At 71.4% G+C, this 25,039-nt stretch carries 21 protein-coding genes; 7 read left to right on the plus strand and 14 right to left on the minus strand.

Translation table 11 applies throughout. The features are described from left to right. Positions 1-2: 2 nt before the first annotated feature. Positions 3-1,076, plus strand: a complete 1,074-nt coding sequence (locus ABZ532_RS19905) for an NlpC/P60 family protein (RefSeq protein WP_361284977.1) — start codon at positions 3-5, stop codon at positions 1,074-1,076. 158 nt (positions 1,077-1,234) lie between these two features. Here ABZ532_RS19905 and ABZ532_RS19910 read toward each other — a convergent pair whose 3' ends face one another. From ABZ532_RS19910 to ABZ532_RS19930, 5 genes are all read right to left on the minus strand, one after another. Next, the gene (locus tag ABZ532_RS19910; protein ID WP_361284980.1) at positions 1,235-3,364 is read right to left on the minus strand and encodes a 3-hydroxyacyl-CoA dehydrogenase NAD-binding domain-containing protein; all 2,130 of its coding nucleotides are present in this window, start codon (positions 3,362-3,364) and stop codon (positions 1,235-1,237) included. Then, on the minus strand, positions 3,361-4,587 hold the full coding sequence (locus ABZ532_RS19915; protein WP_361284983.1) for an acetyl-CoA C-acyltransferase: 1,227 nt from the start codon (positions 4,585-4,587) through the stop codon (positions 3,361-3,363). Before ABZ532_RS19915 ends, ABZ532_RS19910 begins: the two co-directional genes overlap by 4 nt. Before the next feature lie 262 nt (positions 4,588-4,849). Beyond that, a complete protein-coding gene (locus ABZ532_RS19920; RefSeq protein WP_361284986.1) occupies positions 4,850-6,130 on the minus strand; it encodes a ribonuclease D in 1,281 nt (426 codons plus the stop codon). A gap of 78 nt (positions 6,131-6,208) precedes the next feature. Then, positions 6,209-6,871, minus strand: a complete 663-nt coding sequence (locus tag ABZ532_RS19925) for a response regulator transcription factor (RefSeq protein ID WP_242330499.1) — start codon at positions 6,869-6,871, stop codon at positions 6,209-6,211. A 239-nt stretch (positions 6,872-7,110) separates the two neighbouring features. Next, positions 7,111-7,755: a DUF3000 domain-containing protein gene (locus tag ABZ532_RS19930; protein ID WP_361284990.1), complete on the minus strand. Its 645-nt coding sequence runs from the start codon at positions 7,753-7,755 to the stop codon at positions 7,111-7,113. 89 nt (positions 7,756-7,844) lie between these two features. Between ABZ532_RS19930 and hemE the strand changes: the two genes are divergently transcribed. Both hemE and ABZ532_RS19940 read left to right on the plus strand, forming a co-directional pair. After that, entirely contained in the window at positions 7,845-8,945 is a 1,101-nt protein-coding gene (gene hemE / locus ABZ532_RS19935) for a uroporphyrinogen decarboxylase (protein ID WP_361284993.1), read from the plus strand. Positions 8,946-8,965: 20 nt separating this feature from the next. Continuing rightward, positions 8,966-10,120, plus strand: a complete 1,155-nt coding sequence (locus tag ABZ532_RS19940; protein ID WP_361284996.1) for an acyltransferase — start codon at positions 8,966-8,968, stop codon at positions 10,118-10,120. A gap of 64 nt (positions 10,121-10,184) precedes the next feature. Here the strand turns inward: ABZ532_RS19940 and ABZ532_RS19945 are convergent, their stop codons facing one another. Then, on the minus strand, positions 10,185-11,579 hold the full coding sequence (locus ABZ532_RS19945) for an FAD-dependent oxidoreductase (RefSeq protein ID WP_361284999.1): 1,395 nt from the start codon (positions 11,577-11,579) through the stop codon (positions 10,185-10,187). A 28-nt stretch (positions 11,580-11,607) separates the two neighbouring features. Then, on the minus strand, positions 11,608-12,570 hold the full coding sequence (locus ABZ532_RS19950) for a DUF4349 domain-containing protein (RefSeq protein ID WP_361285002.1): 963 nt from the start codon (positions 12,568-12,570) through the stop codon (positions 11,608-11,610). A 168-nt stretch (positions 12,571-12,738) separates the two neighbouring features. Here ABZ532_RS19950 and hemG point away from each other — a divergent pair, with 168 nt between their 5' ends. Both hemG and hemQ read left to right on the plus strand, forming a co-directional pair. Then, positions 12,739-14,175, plus strand: coding sequence for a protoporphyrinogen oxidase (gene hemG / locus ABZ532_RS19955; protein WP_361285167.1), 1,437 nt, complete (start codon positions 12,739-12,741; stop codon positions 14,173-14,175). A 4-nt stretch (positions 14,176-14,179) separates the two neighbouring features. Next, positions 14,180-14,893, plus strand: a complete 714-nt coding sequence (hemQ, locus tag ABZ532_RS19960; RefSeq protein WP_361285005.1) for a hydrogen peroxide-dependent heme synthase — start codon at positions 14,180-14,182, stop codon at positions 14,891-14,893. A gap of 137 nt (positions 14,894-15,030) precedes the next feature. Here hemQ and ABZ532_RS19965 read toward each other — a convergent pair whose 3' ends face one another. The 5 genes from ABZ532_RS19965 to ABZ532_RS19985 all read right to left on the minus strand — a co-directional run bounded on the left by ABZ532_RS19965 (position 15,031) and on the right by ABZ532_RS19985 (position 20,919). Continuing rightward, positions 15,031-16,680, minus strand: coding sequence for an alpha/beta hydrolase (locus ABZ532_RS19965; protein WP_361285008.1), 1,650 nt, complete (start codon positions 16,678-16,680; stop codon positions 15,031-15,033). Between the two features lie 135 nt (positions 16,681-16,815). Continuing rightward, positions 16,816-17,856 (minus strand): TIGR04222 domain-containing membrane protein, encoded by a 1,041-nt coding sequence (locus tag ABZ532_RS19970; protein WP_361285011.1) that lies wholly within the window; start codon positions 17,854-17,856, stop codon positions 16,816-16,818. A 6-nt stretch (positions 17,857-17,862) separates the two neighbouring features. Continuing rightward, complete coding sequence (locus tag ABZ532_RS19975; protein WP_361285014.1) at positions 17,863-19,173, minus strand: DUF692 domain-containing protein; 1,311 nt, start codon at positions 19,171-19,173, stop codon at positions 17,863-17,865. 136 nt (positions 19,174-19,309) lie between these two features. Next, positions 19,310-20,089, minus strand: coding sequence for a DUF4142 domain-containing protein (locus tag ABZ532_RS19980; RefSeq protein ID WP_361285170.1), 780 nt, complete (start codon positions 20,087-20,089; stop codon positions 19,310-19,312). An 86-nt stretch (positions 20,090-20,175) separates the two neighbouring features. Continuing rightward, positions 20,176-20,919, minus strand: coding sequence for a peptidyl-tRNA hydrolase (locus ABZ532_RS19985; protein WP_361285017.1), 744 nt, complete (start codon positions 20,917-20,919; stop codon positions 20,176-20,178). A 246-nt stretch (positions 20,920-21,165) separates the two neighbouring features. Here ABZ532_RS19985 and ABZ532_RS19990 point away from each other — a divergent pair, with 246 nt between their 5' ends. Next, positions 21,166-22,524: a S1 family peptidase gene (locus tag ABZ532_RS19990; protein WP_361285019.1), complete on the plus strand. Its 1,359-nt coding sequence runs from the start codon at positions 21,166-21,168 to the stop codon at positions 22,522-22,524. 76 nt (positions 22,525-22,600) lie between these two features. On the opposite strand, the gene ABZ532_RS19995 is transcribed toward ABZ532_RS19990, so the two are convergent. Next, complete coding sequence (locus ABZ532_RS19995) at positions 22,601-23,026, minus strand: OsmC family peroxiredoxin (RefSeq protein WP_361285022.1); 426 nt, start codon at positions 23,024-23,026, stop codon at positions 22,601-22,603. Between the two features lie 56 nt (positions 23,027-23,082). Further along, complete coding sequence (gene zapE / locus ABZ532_RS20000) at positions 23,083-24,192, minus strand: cell division protein ZapE (protein ID WP_361285025.1); 1,110 nt, start codon at positions 24,190-24,192, stop codon at positions 23,083-23,085. On the opposite strand from zapE, the gene ABZ532_RS20005 reads away from it, so the two are divergent. Continuing rightward, the gene (locus tag ABZ532_RS20005) at positions 24,191-24,979 is read left to right on the plus strand and encodes a pyrimidine reductase family protein (protein WP_361285028.1); all 789 of its coding nucleotides are present in this window, start codon (positions 24,191-24,193) and stop codon (positions 24,977-24,979) included. The two genes, zapE and ABZ532_RS20005, sit on opposite strands and share 2 nt — an antisense overlap. The last annotated feature ends 60 nt before the right edge of the window (positions 24,980-25,039 follow it).

Below are 25,039 nucleotides of genomic sequence, written 5' to 3' on the forward strand. Positions count from 1 at the left end.
CCATGACAGCGAAGAAGAAGACCAACCGCGTGCTGCACGCGGCGATCGTGATCGCGCTGCTCGGAAGCAGCGCGTATCTGACCGTCGAGCTGCGCAAGGACGAGCAGGCCAAGGCGCCGGCGATCCAGACCGTCACCGACACACCGGCGGGAGGTGGGGCCAGCAGCAAGGTCAGCGGCAAGGAGACCTGGGAGCGGCTGAAGAACCCGGACCGCTCGGTGCTCCGCGGCGAGAAGGGCCAGGTGCTCGCCACGTTCACCGACAAGGCCCGCACCGCCACCCTGAAGGGCGCGAGCCGTACCTTCGCCGAGTCCGCCAACACCACGTCCCGGGTGAAGACGGACGACTGGGTACGGCTGATGCCGGAGCCCTGGCGCAAGGGCGCCGAGAAAGAGCAGTGGTTCAAGGACTGGTTCAAGGAGAACTACGGGAGCGACAAGGAGGACGTCTTCGCGACGGCCTTCGAGTACATCCAGGGCGCTCCGGTCAAGAAGGACGACGAAGGCACCCCCTACAGCGGTGACGCGAGCTTCGGCCCGCTGAATCCGAACGGCAGCGCGGGCAACGACCTGCGCGAGGAACTGTCGGACTTCTACGACTACCTCGGCATTCCGTACACCTTCCGCGACGGCACCAGTCAGCAGGCCGAGGCCAAGCGTGCCCGTGCCGTGGACTGCTCGGGCTACATGCGGCTGGTGTGGGGCTACCGCGCCCGCTACCCGCTCGCCTCGTCCGACACCACCGGAGACGGCCTGCCGCGCAGCGCCAACGGTATGGCCCGCTCCAAGCTGGGCGCCGACATCATCCCGCTGAAGGGCGTGGCCGCCACGGACCGGCCGAAGTCCATCGATGTGCTCCAGCCGGGCGACCTGGTCTTCTTCAAGCTGGACGCCCGCACCGCGGACCGGCTCGACCACGTGGGCATGTACCTGGGCCATGACGGGGACGGCCACAAGATGTTCATCTCCAGCCGGGAGGAAGTGAACGGCCCCACCATCGGTGACACGGGCGGCGCCTCACGGCTCGACGGCAACGGCTATTACGCGATCGCCCTGCGCAGCGCGAAGCGCCTGTAGGACGGGGCCGCTCGGCAGCACGGCGGCCGTACCCGGGAAGCCCGGGTACGGCCGCCGTTCCGTCTTCCGCACGCACCGGACAGCACGCACGGGACAGCACGAACGGGCCGTACGGGACCGGAATCCCGTACGGCCCGTTCGCCGTTGCGTGGTGCGCCCTACGCGGGGACGCTCGCGACGCCCTGCGCCAGGAACGGCTTGCCGTTCACGCGCTGCGAGACACCTTCGCGGTCCAGGTACGGCGTGATGCCGCCCAGGTGGAAGGGCCAGCCGGCGCCCGTGATCAGGCAGAGGTCGATGTCCTGTGCCTCGGCGACGACACCCTCCTCCAGCATCAGACCGATCTCCTGTGCCACCGCGTCCAGGACGCGGTCGCGGACCTGCTCCTCCGTCAGGACGTTGTCGCCCTGCTTGAGGAGGGCGGCGACCTCCGGGTCCAGCTCGGGCTTGCCCGAGTCGTAGACGTAGAAGCCGCGCTTGCCGGCCTTGACGACCGCGGCCAGGTTCGCGGAGACCGTGAAGCGCTCCGGGAAGGCGCGGTTGAGGGTCTCGGAGACATGCAGGCCGATGGCCGGACCGACCAGCTCGAGCAGAACCAGCGGCGACATCGGCAGACCGAGCGGCTCGATGGCCTTCTCGGCGGTGGCCACCGGGGTGCCCTCGTCGATGACGTTCTGGATCTCGCCCATGAAGCGGGTCAGGATGCGGTTCACGACGAACGCCGGGGCGTCCTTGGTGAGGACCGCGGTCTTCTTCAGCTTCTTCGCGACACCGAAGGCGGTGGCGAGGGAGGCGTCGTCCGTCTTCTCCCCGCGGACGATCTCCAGCAGCGGCAGGATCGCGACCGGGTTGAAGAAGTGGAAGCCGACCACACGCTCCGGGTGCTGGAGCTTGGAGGCCATCTCCGAGACCGACAGCGAGGAGGTGTTCGTGGCGAGGATCGCGTGCGCCGGGGCGACGGCCTCGACCTCCGCGAACACCTTCTGCTTGACGGACATCTCCTCGAACACGGCCTCGATGATGAAGTCAGCGTCCGCGAAGCCCTCGGCCTTGTCCAGGACACCGCTCACCAGCGCCTTGAGGCGGTTGGCCTTGTCCTGGTTGACGCGGCCCTTGCCCAGCAGCTTCTCGATCTCGGCGTGGACGTAGCCCACACCCTTGTCGACGCGCTCCTGGTCGATGTCGGTCAGGACGACCGGGACCTCGAGGCGGCGCAGGAAGAGCAGCGCCAGCTGGGAGGCCATCAGACCGGCGCCGACGACACCGACCTTGGTGACCGGGCGGGCCAGGCTCTTGTCCGGGGCACCGGCCGGGCGCTTGGCACGCTTCTGCACCAGGTTGAAGGCGTAGATGCCGGAGCGCAGTTCGCCACCCATGATCAGGTCGGCGAGCGCGGCGTCCTCGGCGTCGAAGCCCTTCTGGAGGTCGCCGTCCTTGGCCGCCTCGATGATGTCGAGGGCCCGGTACGCGGCCGGGGCCGCACCGTGCACCTTGGAGTCGGCGATGAAACGGCCGCGGGCGACGGCCTGGTCCCAGCCCTCAGCGCGGTCGATCTCGGCGCGCTCCACCGCGATCTCGCCCTTGAGGACGGACGCGGTCCAGATCAGCGACTGCTCCAGGAAGTCGGCGCCCTCGAAGATCGCGTCGGCGATGCCGAGCTCGAAGACCTGCTTGCCCTTGAGCTGCTTGTTCTGGTTGAGCGAGTTCTCGATGATCACCGAGACGGCCTTGTCCGCACCGATCAGGTTCGGCAGGATCGCGCAGCCGCCCCAGCCGGGGACCAGACCGAGGAAGACCTCGGGCAGCGAGAAGGCCGGCAGGGCCTGCGAGACCGTGCGGTACGAGCAGTGCAGGCCGACCTCGACACCGCCGCCCATCGCCGCGCCGTTGTAGTACGCGAAGGTCGGGACGGCGAGCGCGGACAGACGCTTGAAGACGTCGTGGCCGCCCTTGCCGATCGCGAGCGCGTCGGAGTGCTGCTTCAGCAGTTCGACGCCCTTGAGGTCGGCGCCGACGGCGAAGATGAACGGCTTGCCGGTGATGCCGACACCGACGATGGCGCCCTCGGACGCCTCCTTCTCGACCTGGTCGATCGCGAGGTTCAGGTTCGCGAGCGACTGCGGGCCGAAGGTGGTCGGCTTGGTGTGGTCGAAGCCGTTGTCCAGCGTGATGAGGGCGAACTTTCCGGCGCCGCCGGGGAGGTCGAGGTGGCGTACGTGCGCCTGGGTGACGACCTCGTCCGGGAACAGCTCGGCCGCGCCCTTCAGGAGCTCAGCGGTGGTGCTCACTTGTTGCCTCCGGCGTCCTTGTGGTGCGGGTTCTCCCAGATCACGGTGGCGCCCATGCCGAAGCCGACGCACATCGTGGTGAGGCCGTAGCGGACCTCCGGCTGCTCCTCGAACTGGCGGGCCAGCTGCGTCATCAGACGGACGCCGGAGGAGGCGAGGGGGTGACCGAAGGCGATGGCGCCGCCGTACTGGTTGACGCGCGCGTCGTCGTCGGCGATGCCGTAGTGCTCGAGGAAGGCCAGGACCTGGACGGCGAAGGCCTCGTTGATCTCGAACAGGCCGATGTCCTCGATGGACAGGCCGGCCTGCGCGAGGGCCTTCTCCGTGGCCGGGATGGGGCCGTAACCCATGACCTCGGGCTCGACACCCGCGAAGGAGTACGAGACGAGGCGCATCTTGACCGGGAGGTTGTTCTCGCGGGCGAAGTCCTCGGAGGCGATGAGCGAGGCGGTGGCGCCGTCGTTCAGGCCCGCCGCGTTACCGGCGGTGACGCGGCCGTGGACGCGGAACGGCGTCTTCAGGCCGGTCAGGTTGTCCAGCGTGGTGCCCGGGCGCATCGGCTCGTCGGCGGTGACCAGGCCCCAGCCGGTCTCGCCGGCATCCGGGTTGGTGCGGCGGACGGAGACCGGCACCAGGTCCTGCTGGATCTTGCCGTTGGCGTAGGCCTTGGCGGCCTTTTCCTGCGAGCGCACGGCGTACTCGTCGGCGCGCTGCTTGGTGATGGAGGGGTAGCGGTCGTGCAGGTTCTCCGCCGTCATGCCCATGAACAGGGCCGACTGGTCGACGAGCTTCTCCGACACGAAGCGCGGGTTCGGGTCGACGCCCTCGCCCATCGGGTGGCGGCCCATGTGCTCGACACCGCCGGCGATGGCGATGTCGTAGGCACCGAAGGCCACGCTGCCCGCGACCGCGGTGACGGCGGTCAGCGCGCCCGCGCACATGCGGTCGATGGAGTAGCCGGGCACGGACTGCGGCAGCCCCGCGAGGATGCCGGCGGTGCGGCCGATGGTCAGGCCCTGGTCACCGATCTGCGTGGTCGCGGCGATGGCGACCTCGTCGATCTTCTTGGGGTCGAGGTCCGGGTTGCGGCGCAGCAGCTCCCGGATGGCCTTCACGACGAGATCGTCGGCGCGGGTCTCGTGGTAGATGCCCTTCGGGCCCGCCTTGCCGAACGGGGTGCGGACGCCGTCGACGAAGACGACGTCCCTGACGGTACGAGGCACGATGGCTCTCCTCCAGGGTGCGGGGTGGCACTGCTGCGTGCGCGGCTAAGCGCGCGCTTGCCCTCATGCTACTTGTGGGTAACTGGGTTGCCCACACCTGGAGCGGGGAGCGGCGAAGGTCACACCGGGTGGCGGCGTCCTGTGGAGCCGCGTAGCCATGTGACAGGCGGGTCTCGAGATGTGCCGCCCCCCGTCTGGTCGGTCAGGGTGTCCGTCCCTCGCACTTCCCCCGGACCCCGTCCGGGGAAAGCCCCGAGCTGTTTCAGGGCGCTGCCGAGAGCGCCCGGGTCAGCAGCGGGGTCACCTGCTCGATCTGCCACTCACGCGCGCCGAACGCGCGCAGCGCCGACGACACCTCTTCGGGCGCGGCGACCGGAGGCTCCCAGCAGACCCGCCGCACCGTGTCGGGGGTGATCAGGTTCTCCTGGGGCAGGTTCAGCCGCTCCGCGAGGGCCGAGACCGCTGTACGGGCCGCCGACAGGCGGGCCGCCGCGGCGGGGTCCTTGTCCGCCCAGGAGCGCGGGGGCGGCGGTCCGGCCACCGGCTGCCCCGGCTGCGGCAGATCCGCGTCCGGCAGGTCCAGGGCCCGGTCCACCGCCGCCTGCCACTGCTCCAGCGCACGCCGCCCCATCCGGTGCCCGAAGCCGGGCAGCGCGGTCAGCGCCTGCACGTTCACCGGCACGGCGAGGGCCGCCTCGATGATCGCCGAGTCGCTCAGCACCTTGCCGGGTGAGACGTCCCGCCGCTGCGCGACCTTGTCTCGCGCCGTCCACAACTCCCGTACGACCGCCATCTGCCGGCGCCGCCGCACCTTGTGCATTCCCGAGGTGCGGCGCCAGGGGTCCTTGCGCGGAGGGGCCGGCGGGGCGGAGGCGATCGCCTCGAACTCCTGCTGGGCCCACTCCAGCTTCCCCTGCCGGTCGAGCTCCTTCTCCAGCGCGTCCCGCAGGTCGACCAGCAGCTCCACGTCCAGGGCCGCGTACCGCAGCCAGGGCTCCGGCAGGGGCCGGATCGACCAGTCCACGGCCGAGTGGCCCTTCTCCAGCGCGTAGCCGAGCACCGACTCGACCATGGCGCCGAGGCCCACGCGCGGGAAGCCCGCGAGCCGCCCGGCCAGCTCGGTGTCGAAGAGCCGGGTCGGCACCATGCCTATTTCGCGCAGACAGGGCAGATCCTGTGTGGCGGCGTGCAGGATCCACTCGGTACCGGCCAGTGCCTCGCCGAGTCCGGAGAGATCGCCGCAGCCGACCGGGTCGATCAGCGCCGTGCCCGCGCCTTCCCTGCGCAGCTGGACGAGGTACGCCCGCTGGCCGTACCGGTAGCCCGAAGCGCGCTCGGCGTCCACGGCCACGGGTCCGCTCCCGGTGGCGAACAAGGCGATGACGGACGCGAGGTCCTCGGGTGCCGCGACCACCGGGGGAACACCCTCGCGCGGCTCCAACAGGGGGATCGGCGCCCCGTCGACCGCGAGGCCGTCATCCGGGGGGCCGCCCCCGGGGGTACGCAGGTCTGGCGCTGCTGCGGTCTCTTGGGCGTCGGTCACCTGTCAAGGGTATCTGTGAACGGAAGCCGCCCGCCGACGGAACGTTCCGTCGGCGGGCGGCAGCCCTTTGCGGATGACTCAGTGGATGATGCCGGTACGCAGTGCCACGGCCACCATTCCGGCCCGGTCGCCGGTGCCGAGCTTGCGTGCGATGCGGGCGAGATGGCTCTTCACGGTCAGGGCCGAAAGGCCCATCGATACGCCGATCGCCTTGTTGGACTGGCCCTCGGCGACGAGCCGGAGCACCTCCACCTCCCGCCCGGACAGTTCGCGGTAGCCGCCGGGGTGGCTCGGGGCGCCGGGGGGACGGCGGTGCAGCCGGGCGGCTGCCGAGCCGATGGGCGCGGCACCGGGACGGGTGGGATGTCCGAGGTTCGTGCGGGTGCCGGTGACGACATAGCCCTTGACCCCGCCCGCCAGGGCGTTGCGCACGGCGCCGATGTCATCGGCGGCGGAGAGCGCGAGGCCGTTGGGCCAGCCCGCCGCACGCGTCTCGGACAGCAGGGTCAGCCCGGAGCCGTCGGGCAGGTGGACGTCGGCCACGCAGATGTCGCGTGGGTTGCCGACGCGGGGGCGGGCCTCCGCGATGGACGACGCCTCGATGACGTCACGTACTCCGAGGGCCCACAGGTGGCGGGTCACGGTGGAACGGACGCGCGGGTCGGCCACGACGACCATGGCCGTCGGCTTGTTCGGGCGGTAGGCGACCAGGCTTGCGGGCTGCTCGAGGAGAACGGACACCAGGCCTCCTGGAAGGGTGGGGGGACGGAGCCGGCTCGGGGATGAAGCCGGGGCGAACCGTGCTTGAAGGGTCACCACCTCTTCGGCAGCAATCTCGCGCGCCTTTAGAGAATGATCACGATTTGGTGAGTAACAATTCCGGCAATTCGGACATCTGCGCGGTGTTGTGCGGTGCCGGGCGGGCTCTTGGGCGTGCGCCGGCGCGGCCGGTGTCGCGTCCGCGTGGTGGATGCAGGGGCCTACCGCGCGTGGGGGCCGCGGCGCTGGGGGAGGGAGACCACGCCTGAGGAGGTGTCGGGGCCCGTCGGGGGGAGGCCCGCGACCTGGCACAGGAGGTCGCACCAGGCTGCGAGGTGCGCGGCTGTGTCCGGGACGCCGTCGCGGCCCTCGAGCGGGGTCCAGGACGCACGGATCTCGATCTGGGTCGCCGCGTGGCGCTCCGCCAGGGCTCCGAAGTAGTGAGATCCCGCCCGGGTGACCGTGCCGCCCGCCTCGCCGTGGAACAGGCCGCGCGCCTCCAGGGCGCCCGTCAGCCACGACCAGCACACCTCGGGCAGCAGCGGATCAGCCGCCATCTCCGGCTCCAGCTCCGCACGCACGAGAGTGACCAGTCGGAACGTGCCCTTCCACGCCTCGTGTCCCGAGGGGTCGTGCAGCAGTACGAGCCGGCCGTCCGCGAGATCCTCGCCGTCGGAGACGACCGCCGCCTCCAGGGCGTACGCGTGCGGTGCGAGCCGCTGCGGCGGGCGGGTGTGTTCCACCTCGATCTCCGGCCTCAGCCGGGCGGCCGTGAACGCGTCCACCGCCTGGCGGAACGCCCGCGGGACGGCATTCCGCTCCGCGTCGTCGGAATGATCGGAGAACTGTCCCTGAGCCGCAGCCATGCGGGGAAGAGTAAGCGGAACGCGGGCCGTGCGCAGGGAGGACACCCGGCCGGGCGTGCTGCTCGCGCCCACATGCGAAGATTCTGGGCGTGAGCGCCAACGACCTTCCCACGACTCCCGCCGCCCCGGATGCCACCCGGTCCGCGAGCCCGGCGGCCTCCGCCACCCGTGACTCCGCCTTCATCCGGGCGTGCAGACGTGAGCCGGTGCCGCACACCCCGGTCTGGTTCATGCGCCAGGCGGGACGCTCGCTGCCCGAGTATCTGAAGGTGCGCGAGGGCATTCCGATGCTGGAGTCCTGCATGCGGCCGGAACTGGTCACCGAGATCACGCTCCAGCCGGTGCGCCGGCACAAGGTCGACGCCGCGATCTACTTCAGCGACATCGTCGTACCGCTCAAGGCCATCGGGATCGACCTCGACATCAAGCCGGGCGTCGGCCCGGTCGTCGCCGAGCCGATCCGCCGCCGTGAGGACCTCGCCCGGCTGCGCGAGCTGACGCCCGGCGATGTCGCGTATGTCACCGAGGCCATGGGCATGCTCACCGCTGAGCTCGGTGCCACCCCGCTCATCGGCTTCGCCGGCGCGCCCTTCACCCTCGCCAGCTACCTCGTGGAGGGCGGCCCGTCCCGCAACCACGAGCACACCAAGGCCCTGATGTACGGCGACCCGGAGCTGTGGGCCGACCTGCTCGACCGGCTCGCCGACATCACCGCGGCCTTCCTGAAGGTGCAGATCGAGGCCGGGGCGAGCGCCGTGCAGCTCTTCGACTCCTGGGTCGGCGCCCTCGCCCCCGCCGACTACCGGCGCTCGGTCATGCCCGCGTCCGTCAAGGTGTTCCAGGCCGTCCAGGGCTACGGGGTCCCCCGCATCCACTTCGGCGTCGGCACCGGCGAGCTGCTGGGCCTGATGGGCGAGGCGGGCGCGGATGTCGTCGGTGTCGACTGGCGGGTCCCGCTGGACGAGGCCGCCCGCCGTGTCGGCCCCGGCAAGGCGCTCCAGGGCAATCTGGACCCCGCGGTGCTGTTCTCCTCGCCCGAGGCGATCGAGGCGAAAGCCCGCGAGGTACTGGACGCCGCGGCCGGGCTTGACGGACATGTCTTCAACTTGGGCCATGGCGTCCTGCCCACCACGGACCCGGACGTGCTGACCCGGCTTGTGGAGCACGTCCACACCCAGACCGCGCGCTAGAGCGAGGGGATCGTCCCGACGTGCCGCAAGATACTTCGACGCTCGCCCTGCCGCGCCAACGACAGGATCCGGCGCCGCCGCACATACCGGCATCCCGGCCGGGACGGATCAACGCGCTGGACGGCCTGCGGCTGCTCGCCGCCCTGATGGTGGTGGCCTACCACTACATGGCGCGAGGAGGGGGCTGGTCGGCCTCCGGCCAGGTCAAGTTCCCGTCCGCCTTCCCGTTCGCCGCCTACGGCTGGCTCGGGGTGGAACTGTTCTTTCTGATCAGTGGCTTCGTCATCTGCATGAGCTGCTGGGGCCGGTCGGTGGGGGACTTCTTCGTCTCCCGGGTGACCCGGCTCTACCCGGCTTACTGGCTCGCCGTGCTCGTCACCACCGCGGTGCTGCTGCTGGTGCCGGGCGGCCAGGATCCGCTTCCGTGGCCGGACGTCCTGACCAACCTGACCATGCTTCACGAGCCGCTCGGGATCCGCATGGTCGACGGGGTCTACTGGACCCTCTTCGCGGAGCTCCGCTTCTACCTGCTGTTCGCGCTCGTGGCCTGGTGGGGCCTGTCCTACAAGCGCGTCGTGGTCTTCTGCTGCGTGTGGGCCGTGGCGGGCATCGCGTTCAGCAAGTCCGGTGACGAAGCCCTGCGTCTCATGATCATGCCGCAGCACTGCTGGTACTTCATCGCCGGAATGGCGTTCTACCTCATGTACCGGTTCCGGCCGACGCTGCTGCTCACCGGGATCGTGCTCGTGTGCTTCGGCGCGGCCGTGCCGTCCGCACGCGCCACCTGGAGCCGAACGCTCGGCTACTTCGACGACCCGGTCCCGTTCTGGCCGGTCGTGGCGGTCCTCGTGGTGTGCTTCGCCCTGATGGGCCTCGTCGCCACCGGGAAGCTGTCCTGGATGAACTGGCGCTGGCTGGCGTACGCCGGCGCCGCCACCTACCCGCTGTACCTGCTGCACCAGAACATCGGCTGGGAGATCATCGGCGTGCTGGAGCCGCACGTACCGGCGTATCCGCTGATCGGGATGCTCGTGGGCGGCATGCTGCTGCTCGCCTACCTGGTGCACCGCCTGGTGGAGAAACCACTGGCCCGGTCGCTGAAGCGGGGGCTGAAGCACGCCCTCGCCGAGCCCGGACGCCACCGTGAGGACGCCTCCCGGCGGACCGCGCCCTGAGCCCCGGCGGCGGCCGCCTGCACCCGTGCCCGGGCAGGCGGCCGCCGCCGACATCGGGCCGGGGTCAGACACCGGCCTCCCGGACCGCTGCCACCGCCTTGCGCGCGGCGACCAGAACGGGGTCCCAGACCGGGGAGAAGGGCGGGGCGTAGCCCAGGTCGAGGGATGTCATCTGCTCCACCGTCATTCCGGCCGTGAGGGCGACCGCCGCGATGTCCACCCGCTTCGCGGCGCCTTCGCGGCCCACGATCTGCACACCCAGCAGCCGTCCCGTCCGGTGCTCGGCGAGCATCTTGACCGTCATCGGCGCCGCGCCGGGGAAGTAGCCCGCGCGGCTCGTCGACTCGACCGTCACCGTCACATGGCGCAGCCCCACCGCGCGGGCGTCCTTCTCGCGCAGCCCGGTGCGGGCGATCTCCAGATCGCAGACCTTGCTGACGGCGGTGCCGACGACCCCGGGGAACGTCGCATAACCCCCGCCGACGCCCGCGCCGATGACCTGGCCGTGCTTGTTGGCGTGTGTACCGAGCGGCACATGCCGCTCGCGGCCCGAGACGAGGTCCAGCACCTCGACACAGTCACCGCCCGCCCAGACCTGCTCGTAGCCACGCACCCGCATCGCGAGATCGGTGAGCAGGCCCCCGTGGACCCCCAGCGGCAGGCCCGCCGCACCCGCCAGGGCCGTCTCGGGCTCCACGCCGATGCCGAGCACGACCACGTCGGCGGGATACTCGGCGTCCTCGGTGCCGACCGCGCGCACCCGGCCGTCGGGCCCGGTGAGGATGCCCGTGACGGGGGAGTCGTTGACGGTCGTGATGCCGAGCCCGTCCATCGCCTTGTGCACCAGCCGGCCCATGTCGGGGTCGAGTGTGGCCATGGGCTGCTCGCCCCGGTTGACCACGGTCACCTCGTAGCCGTGCTTCAGCAGCGCCTCGGCCATCTCGACACCGATGTACCCGGCGCCGACGACCACGGCCCGCCCCCCTGAGGACCGGGACAGGGTGTCGAGGAGCGCCTGCCCGTCGTCCAGGGTCTGGACACCGTGCACCCCGGGCGCGTCGATGCCCGGCAGCGACGGGCGCACCGGCCGGGCGCCGGTCGCGATGACGAGCTTGTCGAAGTCCGTCCACGACTCGGCACCCGACTCCAGGTCACGGGATCTGACCCGACCACCGCGGGTGGCAGAGCCCCGCGGCTGGAGGTCGAGCTCCACCACCTCGGTGCGCATCCGCAGATCGATCGCGCGCGCCCGGTGCTCATCGGGGGTGCGCGCGATCAGTTCGTCACGTCCGGGTACGTCGCCGCCGACCCAGTACGGAATCCCGCACGCGGAGTACGAGGCGAAGTGGGACCGCTCGAAGGCGACGATCTCCAGCTCCTGTGGACCCCTGAGCCTGCGGGCCTGCGACGCGGCCGACATGCCTGCCGCGTCGCCGCCGATGACCACCAGTCGTTCCATGCGGAACACGCTACGGGCGGAAGGCCGTTCAGTCCCGTTCAGCCTGCTGCGTCCGCTCGGGCTGCTTCGGCTGCCCGGGTGCGGCAGCGGCACGCCGCCGCATCCGCAGCGGCCGGATCAGCCAGCGCCACACCGCGTACACCGCCGCGAGCACCGCAGCGAAGGGCGCCACCGCACCGAGGACGAGACCGATCCAGTGCACCGTCGCGGCCAGTGCCCCCCAACCGCCCTTCAGCGCGTCCAGGAATCCGGGGTCCTCGTCATCGGCCAGGGGCTCCGTGCCGGCCGGCTCGGACAACTCCAGGGTGATCGTCGCCATCGCCGTACGGTCCTTCAACGACGCCTGCTGGGCCAGCAGGGACTCCAGCTCGGACTGACGCCTGCTCAGCTCCCCCTCCAGCGTGACCACGTCGGCGAGCTCCTCCGCCCGATCCATCAGCGCCCGCACCCGGGCCACACTCGCCCGCTGGGTGGCGATCCGGCTCGCCACATCGACCACCTGGTCGGTGACGTCCTTGGCGTCCGCCTTGCGCGAGAGCAGCTTGCCCGAGCCCTCGAGCTCGGTGAGCAGCGAGGCGTACCGCTCCTGGGGCACGCGCAGCACGATGTGCGAGGTCACACGCGTGTCGTCGACGCGCTCGGTCGTCTCGTCCGCGACATGCCCGCCCGCGGCCTCGACGGTCGTACGGATCCGCGCCAGCGCCTTGGTGGCGTCCTTCACCTCCACGGACAGCCCGGCCGTGCGGATGATGTGCGTGCCCGCAGCCACGGGCTTCTTCTCCGCCCCGCTCTGCCGTGAGCCCGGAGCGGGTGAGGCGGCGGCGTATCCGGAGTCGGCCGCCGGACCGCCACCGACCGCCGCCTCGGCCGCACCCGGCCTCCCCGCCGACTTCGCGTCCGCGGCCGAGCCGCTGCCGGACGCGCTACAGCCCGCGAGCGCGAGTGCGGCGGTCAGCAGTGCCGCCGCGAACATATGACGCCGTACACGCATGTCGTCCCCCAGGGTGGTGTTGACTGGCTGACGGTTCGACGTGCCGGACGGGGGAACGGGTTGCCGTTCCATGGTCCCGAAGCGGTCACGGTCGGGACTCGTTACGGTCCCCGGCAGGCGGTTTGAGAGAGTGGACGCATGAACGCGGACACCGGGACGTATACGGACATGGGCACACCTGCGGGGGAGCCGGTCCATGTCGTCGTCATCGGCGGCGGGATCGCCGGGCTCGCCGCCGCCCACCGGCTGCTGTCCACGGGCGTCCGGGTGACCCTGCTGGAAGCGTCCGACCGGCTGGGCGGCAAGCTCCTGGTCGGCGAGATCGCCGGCGCACCCGTCGACCTCGGCGCCGAGTCGATGCTCGCCCGCCGTCCGGAAGCCGTGGACCTGGCCCGCGCCGTGGGTCTCGGCGACCGGCTCCAGGCACCCGCCACGACCACCGCGTCCGTATGGACCCGCGGCGCGCTGCGCCCGATGCCCAAGGGGCATGTGATGGGCGTGCCGGGCAGCGCCGACGCACTGAGCGGGCTGCTTTCCGCCGAGGGCCTCGCCCGCATCGAACGGGAGCGCGAGCTGCCCCCCGCCGACCTCGGCGACGACGTGGCCATCGGCGAGTTCGCCGCCCAGCGGCTCGGCCGCGAGGTGGTGGACCGGCTGGTCGAGCCACTGCTCGGCGGGGTGTACGCGGGTGACGCGTACCGGATCTCCATGCGCGCCGCAGTCCCCCAGCTCTTCGAAGCGGCCAGGGACGCGGGCGGCTCCCTCCACGACGCGGTCCAGGCGATCCAGCGCCGGGCCGCCCAGCGGCAGGAGACGGGCCCCGTCTTCATGGGCATCGACGGTGGTGTCGGCACGCTGCCGTCCGCCGTCGCCGACGCCGTACGGGCCCAGGGCGGCGAGATCCTCAGCGGGATCCCGGTGCTGGGCCTCGCCCGCACCACAGAGCACTGGCTGATCCGCACCGAAGCGCGGCAGCTCACCGCAGACGCGGTGGTGCTCGCCACCCCTGCCGGACCGGCGTCCACCCTGCTAGCCGCCGAGTCCCCGGCGGCCTCCGCCGAGCTCGCCACCGTCGAGTACGCCTCGATGGCGCTGATCACCCTCGCCTTCCGCCGCTCCGACCTGACCGGACAGCTCCCGGACGGCTCGGGGTTCCTCGTACCGCCCGTCGACGGTCGTACGATCAAGGCGTCGACCTTCTCGGCCCGGAAATGGAGCTGGGTCGCGGACGGAGCACCTGACGTGTTCGTTCTGCGCACCTCCGTGGGCCGCTACGGCGACGAGGAGCCGCTGCACCGCGAGGACTCCGAGCTCGTGGACGTCTCGCTGACCGATCTCGGCGAGGCCACCGGACTCGCCGCCCGGCCGGTCGCCACCGAGGTCACCCGCTGGACGGGCGGTCTGCCGCAGTATCCGGTCGGCCACCTGGGCCGGGTCGCCCGTATCCGTGACGCGGTGGCGAAGCTCCCCGGGCTGCGGGTGTGCGGGGCGGCGTACGACGGTGTGGGCATCCCCGCCTGCATCGGCAGCGGGCGGCGCGCCGCGGAAGAGATCATCGCCACGGCACCCCTGGTGCGGGGCACTGCCCGGGACGGGCGAGAATAGCCCTATGAGTGCGCCCGAAAAGATCCCGAACGCCGGTAAGAAGGCGAAGGACCTCAACGAGGTCATCCGCTACACCCTGTGGTCAGTCTTCCGGCTGCGCGACGTACTGCCCGAGGACCGGGTCGGCTACGCCGAGGAGGTCCAGGAGCTGTTCGACCAGCTCGCAGCCAAGGACGTCACCGTTCGCGGCACGTACGACGTGTCCGGACTGCGCGCCGACGCCGACCTGATGATCTGGTGGCACGCGGAGACCGCGGACCAGCTCCAGGAGGCCTACAACCTCTTCCGCCGCACGCGCCTCGGCCGTGCCCTCGAGCCGGTGTGGTCGAACATGGCCCTGCACCGCCCCGCCGAGTTCAACAAGTCGCACATCCCGGCGTTCCTCGCCGACGAGACGCCCCGCAACTACGTCTCGGTGTACCCGTTCGTGCGCTCGTACGACTGGTACCTGCTGCCCGACGAGGACCGCCGCCGTATGCTCGCGGACCACGGCAAGATGGCCCGCGGCTACCCGGACGTGCGCGCCAACACGGTCGCATCCTTCTCGCTCGGCGACTACGAGTGGATGCTCGCCTTCGAGGCCGACGAGCTGTACCGCATCGTCGACCTGATGCGCCATCTGCGGGCCTCCGAGGCGCGGATGCACGTCCGTGAGGAGACCCCGTTCTACACCGGGCGGCGCAAGAGCGTGGCGGAGCTGGTGGCCGGGCTGGCCTGAGCGCTGCCGAACGACCGAGGATGTCCCATGGCCAGGGGCGTTCCCATGGACCAGAGTGTTCCCGTGGTAGCCGGGGCACCCTGATGACTTGGGGTGAGCCGTTCCGCCGGGCGGCCCACCCCCATTGACCCGGAAGATCAGACAGCGGGCGGCAGAGCGCGCTCACGCTCCACCGCGCGCTGGTCCAAAGACACCGGGTCCGGCTGCGGGTGCGGCGCGCATGATGCGCGCCGCACCGGCGTCCTGCCCTCCAGCAGATACGCGTCCACATGGCCGTTCACACAGGCGTTGGAGCCGCCCACGATGCCGTGCGAACCGGCGTCCTGCTCGGTGACCAGCACCGAGCCGCCGAGCCGCCGGTGCAGCTCCAGCGAACCCTCGTACGGTGTCGCCGCGTCCCGCTCGGCCGCCAGGATCAGCAGCGGCGGCAGCACACCCGGGGCCGCGCGCACGTCCAGCGGCCGCTGCCGGGGTGCGGGCCAGTAGGCACACGGCAGGTTCATCCACACATTGGCCCAGGTCTCGAACGGGGCCCGACGCGCCAGTGCGGTGTTGTCCCGGTCCCACACCTTCCAGTCCGTGGGCCACGGCGCGTCGTTGCACTCGACGGCCGTGTAGACGGCGTTGCCGTTCTCCTCCTCCACGGCCTCCTCCGGATCCGGCGCGGCCACCGCGATCAGCGCACTCGGGTCGCCCTTCAGATACTTGGCGAGGGCCGCGGCCCGGCGCGGCCAGTAGTCGTCGAAATAGGCGGCCTGGAGGAAAGCCGACCGCAGTTGCTCAGGACCCACCTTGCCCCCGGCCGGTTCATGCGCGAGCCGGGCCCGGGCCAGCTCGTAGCTGTGCTGGACCCCGGCCGCGGTCGTGCCCAGGCCGTAGGTGGCGTCATGCCGGGCCACCCAGGCGCGGAAGTCCGCCCAACGGCCCTCGAAAGCCAGCGACTGCTCGAGGTTGTTGCGGTACCAGATCTTGTCCGGCGACGGGTCGACCGCCGAGTCCAGCACCATGCGCCGCACATGCCCGGGGAAGAGCACAGCGTGCAGCGCCCCCAGATACGTCCCGTACGAGGACCCGGCATACGTCAGCTTGTCCTCGCCGAGCGCCGCCCGGAGGACCTCCAGATCGCGGGCGTTGTTGAGGGAGTTGATATGCCGCAGATCCGCGCCGCCGTTGCGGGCACAGCCACGGGCGTAGGCCTTGGCGCGGGCGATCCGCTCCTGCTTGTACGGCGCGGAGGGCGCGGTCGGGGCCTGTGTGGGGGACTTGGTGAAGTCGGCCGGGTCCTGGCAGGACAGCGGAGCGGACCGCCCGACTCCGCGAGGGGCGTAACCGACCAGGTCGTACGCCTCTGCGATCCGCTTCCACTCGGGCCACCGGGAGGCCTTGGGGAAGTACATGGCCGAGCCACCGGGGCCGCCCGGGTTGTAGACCAGCGCGCCCTGGCGCGCGGCGGCCGGGCCACCGGCCCTGACCCGGCTGACGGTGAGCGGGATCTGACGGTCCAGCGGTCTGGCGTAGTCGACCGGGACATCGACCGTTCCGCATTCGACGTACGAGGGGAGCTCCTCGACGGCGGCGCAGGGCCCGAAGCCGATCCCCGCGGTGCCCGCGCGGGCGGCGGCGGTGAGCACACCGGCGTCCTCGAGCGGGTTGGCCCGGACGCGGCTGCCTTGCCCGGTGCCTTCCCCGGCGGCTACCCCGGGGAAGGTGGCTCCGCCGGCCGGTGTGGCGAGGAGGGCCGACAGGACCAGGGAGCCGAATACTCCGCGCCACACTCGTACGCTCATCGTGTTTCCCTTCGTACCGCCGCGTGGCACGAAGATCACCGCAGGGGAGGGGCTTGTAAAGCACCACTGTCCGGTGTCGGCGTCAATGACCCCGATGCGTCAGTCAGGGGCAGCCCTGTCAGGCCCGGACACGCCCTAGTCACCACCGCCGCCACCACCACAGCTCGAACCGCCGCCGCAGCTTGAGCTGCTGCTTCCGCAACTCGACCCGCCGGACGAGCTTCCGCAGCTGGACCCGCCACCGGACGAGCTCCCGCAGCCACTGCTGCACCCGCCGCTCCCGCCGCAGGAACCGCCGCTCGCGCCGCCACAGCCTCCGCCGCCCGAACCCCCTCCGTCGGGGGTCGAGGCGCACCACAGCACATCCGCCCCGATCAGCACGGGCACAGCCCCGCCGTCCGCGGAGGACCGGCCGTGCCCGGTCCGCACCAGCCGGGCAGCCGTCGTCAACTGACCCTGGAGCACGGGGTCGGGCAGCGCGCGCAGTCCGTTCAGCGCCACCGCATGTGCCGTGTCGGTGGTTCGTGCGTGGGCCCGCCGGTACTCGGACGCGGCCCGCCGGCCCGCCGCTGTCACCTTGCGGCCGGCCTTCGCCGCACAGACGGCCCCGACGAGAAATCCTCCGAAGATCGCGGGCAGGATCGCCACGAAGAACGGAAACGAGTGCGCGTACCTCTCGAAGGCCGTGTACTGGAGCGCCATCACCACGATTCCACCCGGGAACAGCAGGAAGCAGCAGACCGTCTGTATTCCCGCCCAGCGCCGCAAGGGGCGCAGCAGACGGGGCGCCACCATCAGACCGCGTGCGGCGAGTCCGTCACCGATCGCCTGCACGGCGGGACCGCGCATCACTCCCAGCCGCAGGGTGTGCAGCGCTCCGCTCGGTGCCGCGGACGCCTCATGGAGGATCGCCTGTTCCACCGGGTGATAGGCCACGGGCTGCCGCACCGCGAGGATCCCCGGGCCGCCGATGGTGATCCGGCCGCTGGTCGTCATGGTGGCCAGCGCCGTGTCGACGACACGGGCGGGGCCGCCGTTCAGGAAGGCCGCTTCCATGACGTCGTGCAGGTGGCCGACCGCGCCGCGGCCACGGGACCGGGCGAGTCCCCTGATCAGCAGCGCCGATGAGAGGGCCACGGCGAGATTCACCAGTATCGCGAGGATGTTCAGCATCATGGGGAGTCACCTCCTGACGAGGGCGGCACGGGCCGCCCGTACGATCCGGGTCGTGCGGCGCGGCGGGCGGGCGCCCGCCCTGTCCTGCCACCAGTGCGTGAGCCGCCGTCGGGCGGCCGGGTCCTGCGGGTGTCCCGCGATCAGCAGGTGCTCGGCGAAGTCCAGCGCATCCCTGTGGTACCCGCTGCTCATGGGCCGGTTCCGCGCGTAGGCGACGAATGCGGACCGGTAGCCGCTGCCGAGGATCTGCGGCAGCTCCGGAGCCACCTTCGCCACCACATCGGAGCGCTTGGCGGCGAGGGCCCGGCTCTGTACCCACAGCCGCTGCGCGTCGAAGCCCTCCGGCGCGGGCGTACCCGCGACCAGCGCGGACAGCAGGGCCGCCTGCGCCAGCCCGAGCCGCTCACGTGCCGCCTCCTCCGTCGCGGCGGATGCCGGGCGCGCGGGCCGGACACCGCGTACGGGAGCCGCTGGTGCGTCCGCCGCCGCCGACTCCAGGGTCTGCCGGATCGCGGTCAGCTCCCCGGCCAGCTCGTCGGGCGGAGGGAAGTCGTCGTCCCGCTCGAGCAGCACCCCTGGCGGGTCGGTGCGGCGGCGCAGCTCCGCGAGGATGTCGAGGACCGGCCGCGGCACCGGATGGGCGTGGGTGTCGTGCCAGACCCCGTCCTTTTCGAGACCGCCGGCGACATGGACGTAGGCGATGGCTTCGACGGGCATCTCGTCGAGTGCGGCCAGCGGGTCCTCGCCGCGGTTGACGTGGTTGGTGTGCAGATTGGCGACGTCGACGAGCAGTCGGACGCCCGTGCGGTCCACGAGCTCGGCCAGGAACTGCCCCTCCGTCAGCTCCTCGCCGGGCCAGGAGACCAGCGCGGCGATGTTCTCGAGGGCCAGCGGCACCGGAAGGGAGTCCTGGGCGATGCGCACGTTCTCACAGAGCACGGCCAGGGCGTCCCGGGTGCGGGGCACGGGCAGCAGGTGCCCGGCCTCCAGGCCGGGCGACGCGGTGAGCGGGCCTCCGGCGCGCACGAACGCGATGTGCTCCGTCACCAGCGGGGACCCGAGTGCCTCGGCCCGCTCTGCCAGCGCCGAAAGACGCCCCGGGTCGGGGCGTCCGGCGCCGCCGATGCCCAGTGCGACCCCGTGCGGGACGACCGTGACACCCCGCTCGCGCAGACGTACGAGGGAGTCGGGCAGATGGCCGGGGCAGACGTTCTCCGCCACGACCTCGACCCAGTCGAGCCCGGGCAGCCGCTCGACGGCCTCCGCTATCTCCGGGCGCCAGCCGATGCCGGTGCCGAGCCTCTCGATCCTCTTCATGCGTCCCCCTCCTCTGCGTGTGCAGGGGTCATGGCCCGGCCGGACCGCGCCGAATCCAGAGGAGGGGACGTTCAGAGCTTCATTTGAGGTTCCGGACGCGTGAGGCGTCCGGAACCCCGGCTTCGGGGAGGGACGGCTACTGCTGGGTGCCCGGCGCCGGCCGGTTGGTGTTGACAGCCGTCGGCGCACCCGGCTGGGTCGACGGCTTGGACGTGGCCTCGCCGGGGTTCTGCGGGCTGACCGGGGCCGGAGCCGGCGGAAGGTTGCCGTCCGGCGGCGGTGGGCCGGTCGGGCTCGCCGTGGCGCCGGTGGCCGCCTCGTTGGCGATCGCGTCGAAGTCCACCTTGCCGGTGGCCTCCAGCATGGTGATGTGGTCCAGCACGGTCTGGTTGGCGTCGCTCGCGAGCTGCCGGATCAGCATGTTGCGGGTGGTGTGGCGGACCTGGGCGATCAGGGCGAAGACCTTGCCGTGCGCGTTGCGCAGCAGGTTCGCGAACTTGTACTCGTATTCCTGGCCGCTCGCCGCCGACAGCTCCCGCAGCCAGCCCTGCTGCTGCTCGTTGGGCTGGTTCGGCAGCTCGACGCCGAGCTTGGCCGCCACGTCACGGGACCGCGCGTCGAGGTCGGTGTGACCGACGATGAGGTGGTCACCGGCCTCCTTGATGGCCTTGCTGGGCGCGCGCTCGATCGCCTGCTGGCCCGCGGGGAGCTCCCAGAGCCCGGCGAGGCGGACCTTGACCAGGAAGTCGCGGTCGGTCGCGGTCAGGGGGCCCCACTGGGTCGCGACGGATGACGCGTTCAGATTGGCCTGCCCCGTGCCGGAGCGGTCCGCGTAGGACCAGACGGGAAACGCGAGTGCGCCCACCGTTGCGACCAGAGCCGCGATGATGAGTGCTGTCCCGTTGATGCGCCGCAGCAAGTGTTCCTCCCCAGCGGTTGTGCGTATCTGCGTCTCGCAGTACTGGTGGGTACGCAGCGGGGGCGGGTTCTGTTCAACGGGCTTCAGACGAGTTGCGGATGGCTTGCCACGACCGTGACCGAGCCGGGGGCGATCTCCGTGAAACCGGCGTCCCGCACGGTCGGCAAACCGCTCGCGGTGAGGCGGGCCCAGTGCTCGGGGTGCGCGGTCCGCACGGTCAGCGGGAAGCCTGCGGCGCGCCACGCGGTCTGCTCGGACTCGCGCATGTCCCACCAGAGAAGCTGGGCCCCGTGCCCGACCTGGGCCATCTCCTTGCCCGTCGACATGCTCAGCTCGGGGCTGAGCCAGATCACCGCCGCGCCGGCGGCCTCGGCGGGGACGCCCGGCTGATCCGGGTTCTCGGCTCTTGCGGGGGCCATGGGGTCTTCCAGCTCCGTACCCGACACCTGGAGCTTCACCAGCTCCTTGGGCCAGCCGTCCAGCGGCACCGGAGGGAACACCCGCACCTGCGCGCGCTCGCCCGTCACCGTGATCCCGGGCAGTGCCGACGCCTTGCGCCACTCGGCGCCGCGCGCCCTCCGCACCACCTTACGGATCCGGGCGTCCTGCCAGTCCCGCATCGCCTGCGCCCACTCGCCGTCGCCGAGCGACCGCTCGTCGCTGAGCATCACGAGCACCGCACGCGCCGCGGTCTCCAGCGCGTCGGTGCGGGACGGCGGAGCGGCCTTCTCGATCCGGGCCACCAGAGGGAGCACGAACTGAGGGGCTTCGTCGCGTGCGGTCCGTTCGTGGCGGAAGGGACTGTCGGGGGAGCTGCTGGTGTTCACCTGCCCAGTCTGCCAGCCCGGGAAATCGGCGGACGCTGCCGGAACACCGGTCACTGCCGGCTGCTCGCGGAAAGTCCACGATCAGCTGCCGAGGTCCTGAACAGCAAGTTCTGATGCACCGTCAAAAAGATTTTCTGTGCGCACTGGTGAACGGAACGAGTGCCTCCGTCCGTATGAAGGGCCGGACGCGTCCCCGGTCGTCCCCCTCGGCGACCCAAGTCCGTAACACCCCCAGGAGGCGAAGAGTTGAGTCACAGGCGAATACCCAAGCGGAAGGCCATTCTCGCTGGAGCCGGAGCGGTGGGCATCGCTGCAGCGGCCATACTGCTGCCGAATGCCAACGCTTCGCAGTCCGGCGCGGGGGAACCGTCGGACGCGCCCAGAAAGATGAGCGCCGCATCGGCTTCGGAACTGCTCCAGCAGCTGGGAAAGCAACTCGGTGATTCCTACGGCGGCGCCTACTACGACACGGGAAAGCAGCAGCTCGTCGTCAATGTCGTCGGCGACGACGACAAGGTGAACGAGCGGGTGGAGAAGGCGGGCGCGGTCGCCAGGAGCGTCCGCAACAGCGCGGCGTCGCTCAAGTCGGCCACCGAGTCGCTCTCCCAGAAGGCCGCCGTGCCGGGTTCGGCATGGTCCATCGACCCGCGCACCAACCAGGTGCTGGTGACCGCGGACCGGACGGTCACCGGTTCGCGGTGGGACAAGCTGGAGTCGGCCGTCGGCTCGCTCGGCGACGGAATGGCCCGGATCAAGAAGTCCTCCGGTCTGTTCAAGCCCTTCGTCGAGGGCGGCGACGCCATCTTCGGCGGCGGTTCCCGCTGCTCGCTGGGCTTCAACGTCACCACGCAGGACGGCCAGCCCGGCTTCCTCACCGCCGGTCACTGCGGTGTGGCGGCCGAGCAGTGGTCCGATCAGCAGGGCGGCGCCCCGATCGGCACGGTCCAGGAGGCGGTCTTCCCCGGCGAGGGCGACTTCGCGCTCGTCACGTACGACGACCCCAACACGCAGGCGGCCAGCTCGGTCGACCTGGGCAACGGGCAGCAGGTGGAGATCAAGCAGGCAGCCGAAGCGGCCGTGGGCCAGCAGGTGTTCCGTATGGGCAGCACCACGGGGCTGAACGACGGGCAGGTCACCGGGCTCGACGCGACGGTGAACTACCCGGAGGGCACGGTCAGCGGGCTCATCCAGACCAATGTCTGCGCGGAGCCGGGGGACAGCGGAGGTGCGCTGTTCACCAGGGAGGGTGACGCGATCGGGCTCACCTCGGGCGGTAGCGGTGACTGCACCCAGGGCGGCGAAACCTTCTTCCAGCCGGTGACCACGGCGCTGGCCGCGGTCGGCGCCCAGATCGGCGCCGGTGACGGCGGCGCTGGTGACGGTGGCGCCGCGGATGCCGGTGCCGAGAACGCCGGTGCCGAGAACGGCGGCATCGGTGACGGCGCGGCGGACGCCGGTGCCGGTGACGGTGGTGCCCTCGATGGCGGTGCCGCCGGCGACGGAGGGGCCGGCGACGCCGGTGCCACGGCCGGTGCGGACCCCGGCAACGGTGATGGCGATGACGCCGGTGCCGGTGACGGCGGTGCGGTCCAGCAGCACGGCTGAGGCACGGCAAAGGAAGAGCGGCCCCTGGCTCTGCGGATGCCCGGGGCCGCTCTTCCGTGTACGCGTGTGCGGTGCGTTACGCCAGCTTGGCGCTCAGCGTGATGGTCGTGCCCGTGAGCGCCTGGCTCACCGGGCAGTTCTTCTTGGCGTTTTCGGCGGCGGCCTGGAAGGCGGCCTCGTCGATGCCGGGGACCTCGCCGGTGACCGTCAGGTGGATACCGGTGATGCCCTCGCCGGGCTGGAAGGTGACGTCAGCCTTGGTCTCCAGGCGGGTGGGCGGGGTGCCCGCGCCGCTGAGGCCGTGGGAGAGAGCCATGGAGTAGCAGCTCGAGTGGGCGCCGGCGATCAGCTCCTCGGGGCTGGTCTTGCCGTTCGCCTGCTCGGCGCGCGACGGCCACGAGACGGGGAAGTCGCCGATGCCGGACGAGTCGAAGGTGACGACGCCCGAGCCCTTGAGCAGCTCGCCCTCCCAGACGGTGTGGGCCTGACGCGTGGTGGCCATGATGGGTCCCTTCTCAAACCAGTGAATAGGTCCAACTGGGCCCAACCTACTGGAACCTACCGGTCGACAAGCCCCTTGGCGTCCCTGGCCAGTGCGGTGAGCCGCGAGATGGCCCGGAAGTACTTCTTCCGGTACCCGCCGTTCAGCATCTCGTCACTGAACAGCCTGTCGAACGGCAGACCCGACGCCAGCACGGGCACCTCGCGGTCGTACAACCGGTCGGCGAGTACGACGAGGCGCAGCGCCGTCGACTGGTCCGGCACCGGCTGCACACCGGTAAGGCACACGGCACGCACCCCGTCCGTCAGTGCTCCGTAACGGCTCGGGTGGACCCGTGCCAGATGTTCGAGCAGGCTGGGGAAGGCATCGAGCGAGGCGCCTTCGGCGGCGTGTGCGGCCTTGGCGACCTGCTCGTCCGTGAAGGGGGGCGGGGCTTCGGGAAGCCCGCGGTGGCGGTAGTCGTCGCCGTCGATCCGGAGCGGCCTGAAGTGCGCGGAGAGACCCTGGATCTCCCGCAGGAAGTCGGCGGCGGCGAACCGGCCCTCACCGAGCTTCCCCGGCAGGGTGTTCGACGTGGCCGCGAGCGCCACGCCCGCGTCCACCAGTTTGCCGAGCAGGGTGGACACCAGCACCGTGTCACCCGGGTCGTCCAGCTCGAACTCGTCGATGCACAGCAGACGGTGCCCGCTGAGCGTACTCACCGTCTGCTGGAAGCCGAGCGCGCCGACCAGATTGGTCAGCTCGACGAAGGTGCCGAAGGCCTTGAACGCCGGTTCGGCGGGCGTCGCGTGCCACAGCGAGGCGAGCAGATGGGTCTTGCCGACCCCGTAGCCGCCGTCCAGATAGACCCCGCGCGGTGCGGCCGGGGCGGCGGGCTTCTTCGCGAACCAGCGCCGTTTGCCCGCTCCGGAGGCGTGCGCCCCGCCCAGACCTGCGGCGAACGTGCTCAGGACCGTGACCGCCTCGCTCTGGCTGGCTTGGCGGGGGTCGGGCACATAGGTGTCGAAGCGGACCGCGTCGAAGCGCGGCGGCGGCACCATCTCCGCGACCAGGCGGTCGGCGGGGACACGGGGCTCGCGGGCGCACAGGGAAACAGGGGCCGCTTCGGTTATGGGGCTGGTGGACACAGCTACCCACTCTACGGGCCGTGCCAGACTGCACGGCATGCGACGTCTGTTCCCTGTGACCGACCCGACAGCCGCGGCCGCCGACATGGCCGACCGTGAATGGAGCCTCGACGAGCTCGCCGACGCGTACGCGTACCCCGGTGAGTGTTCCCGCGGGGACGGTGTGTGGCTGCGGGGCAACATGGTCGCGTCCCTGGACGGCGCAGCCCAGCACGAGGGGCGCTCGCAGCCGCTGTCCTCGGCGATGGACATGCGGATCTTCGGCACCCTGAGGGCGCTGGCCGATGCGGTGGTCGTCGGCGCGGAAACGGTACGCCAGGAGGGTTACCGCCCCGCCCGGGCCCGGGATGCCTTCGCCGAGCGCAGGGCCGCCGCCGGGCAGGGGCCCGCCCCGGCGGTGGCCGTGGTCAGCGCCAGCCTCGATCTGGATTTCAGCCTGCCCCTCTACGCCTCGCCGCTGGTGCCGACCCTGGTGCTGACCGGGGCCGCGGCGTCGCCCGAGCGGATCGAGAGGGCCCGTGCGGCGGGCGCGGAGGTGGTGGTCGCGGGGGACGGCCCGGGTGTCGACCCCGCCCGTGCCGTACGGGCACTGGCGGACCGAGGGCTGCGGCGGCTGCTCACCGAGGGCGGCCCGCGGCTGCTGGGTCAGTTCATCGCGTCCGGTGCGCTGGACGAGCTGTGCCTGACCGTGTCCCCGATGCTGACGGCGGGGGACGCCCAGCGGATCGCGGGCGGGCCTTCGGTGCCGGTGCCGCGGCGCTTCGGTCTGGCGTCGCTGCTGGAGGAGGACGGGTTCCTGTTCAGCAGCTACCGCCGGATCGGATAGGCGGTCGGCGTTTTTCGTTCCGGTTTGCCCCGGGCGGGCACTATTACTCACGGACCCCGT

The organism is Streptomyces sp. NPDC019396, from assembly GCF_040632375.1.
In the GTDB taxonomy this organism is placed as follows: Bacteria; Actinomycetota; Actinomycetes; order Streptomycetales; family Streptomycetaceae; genus Streptomyces.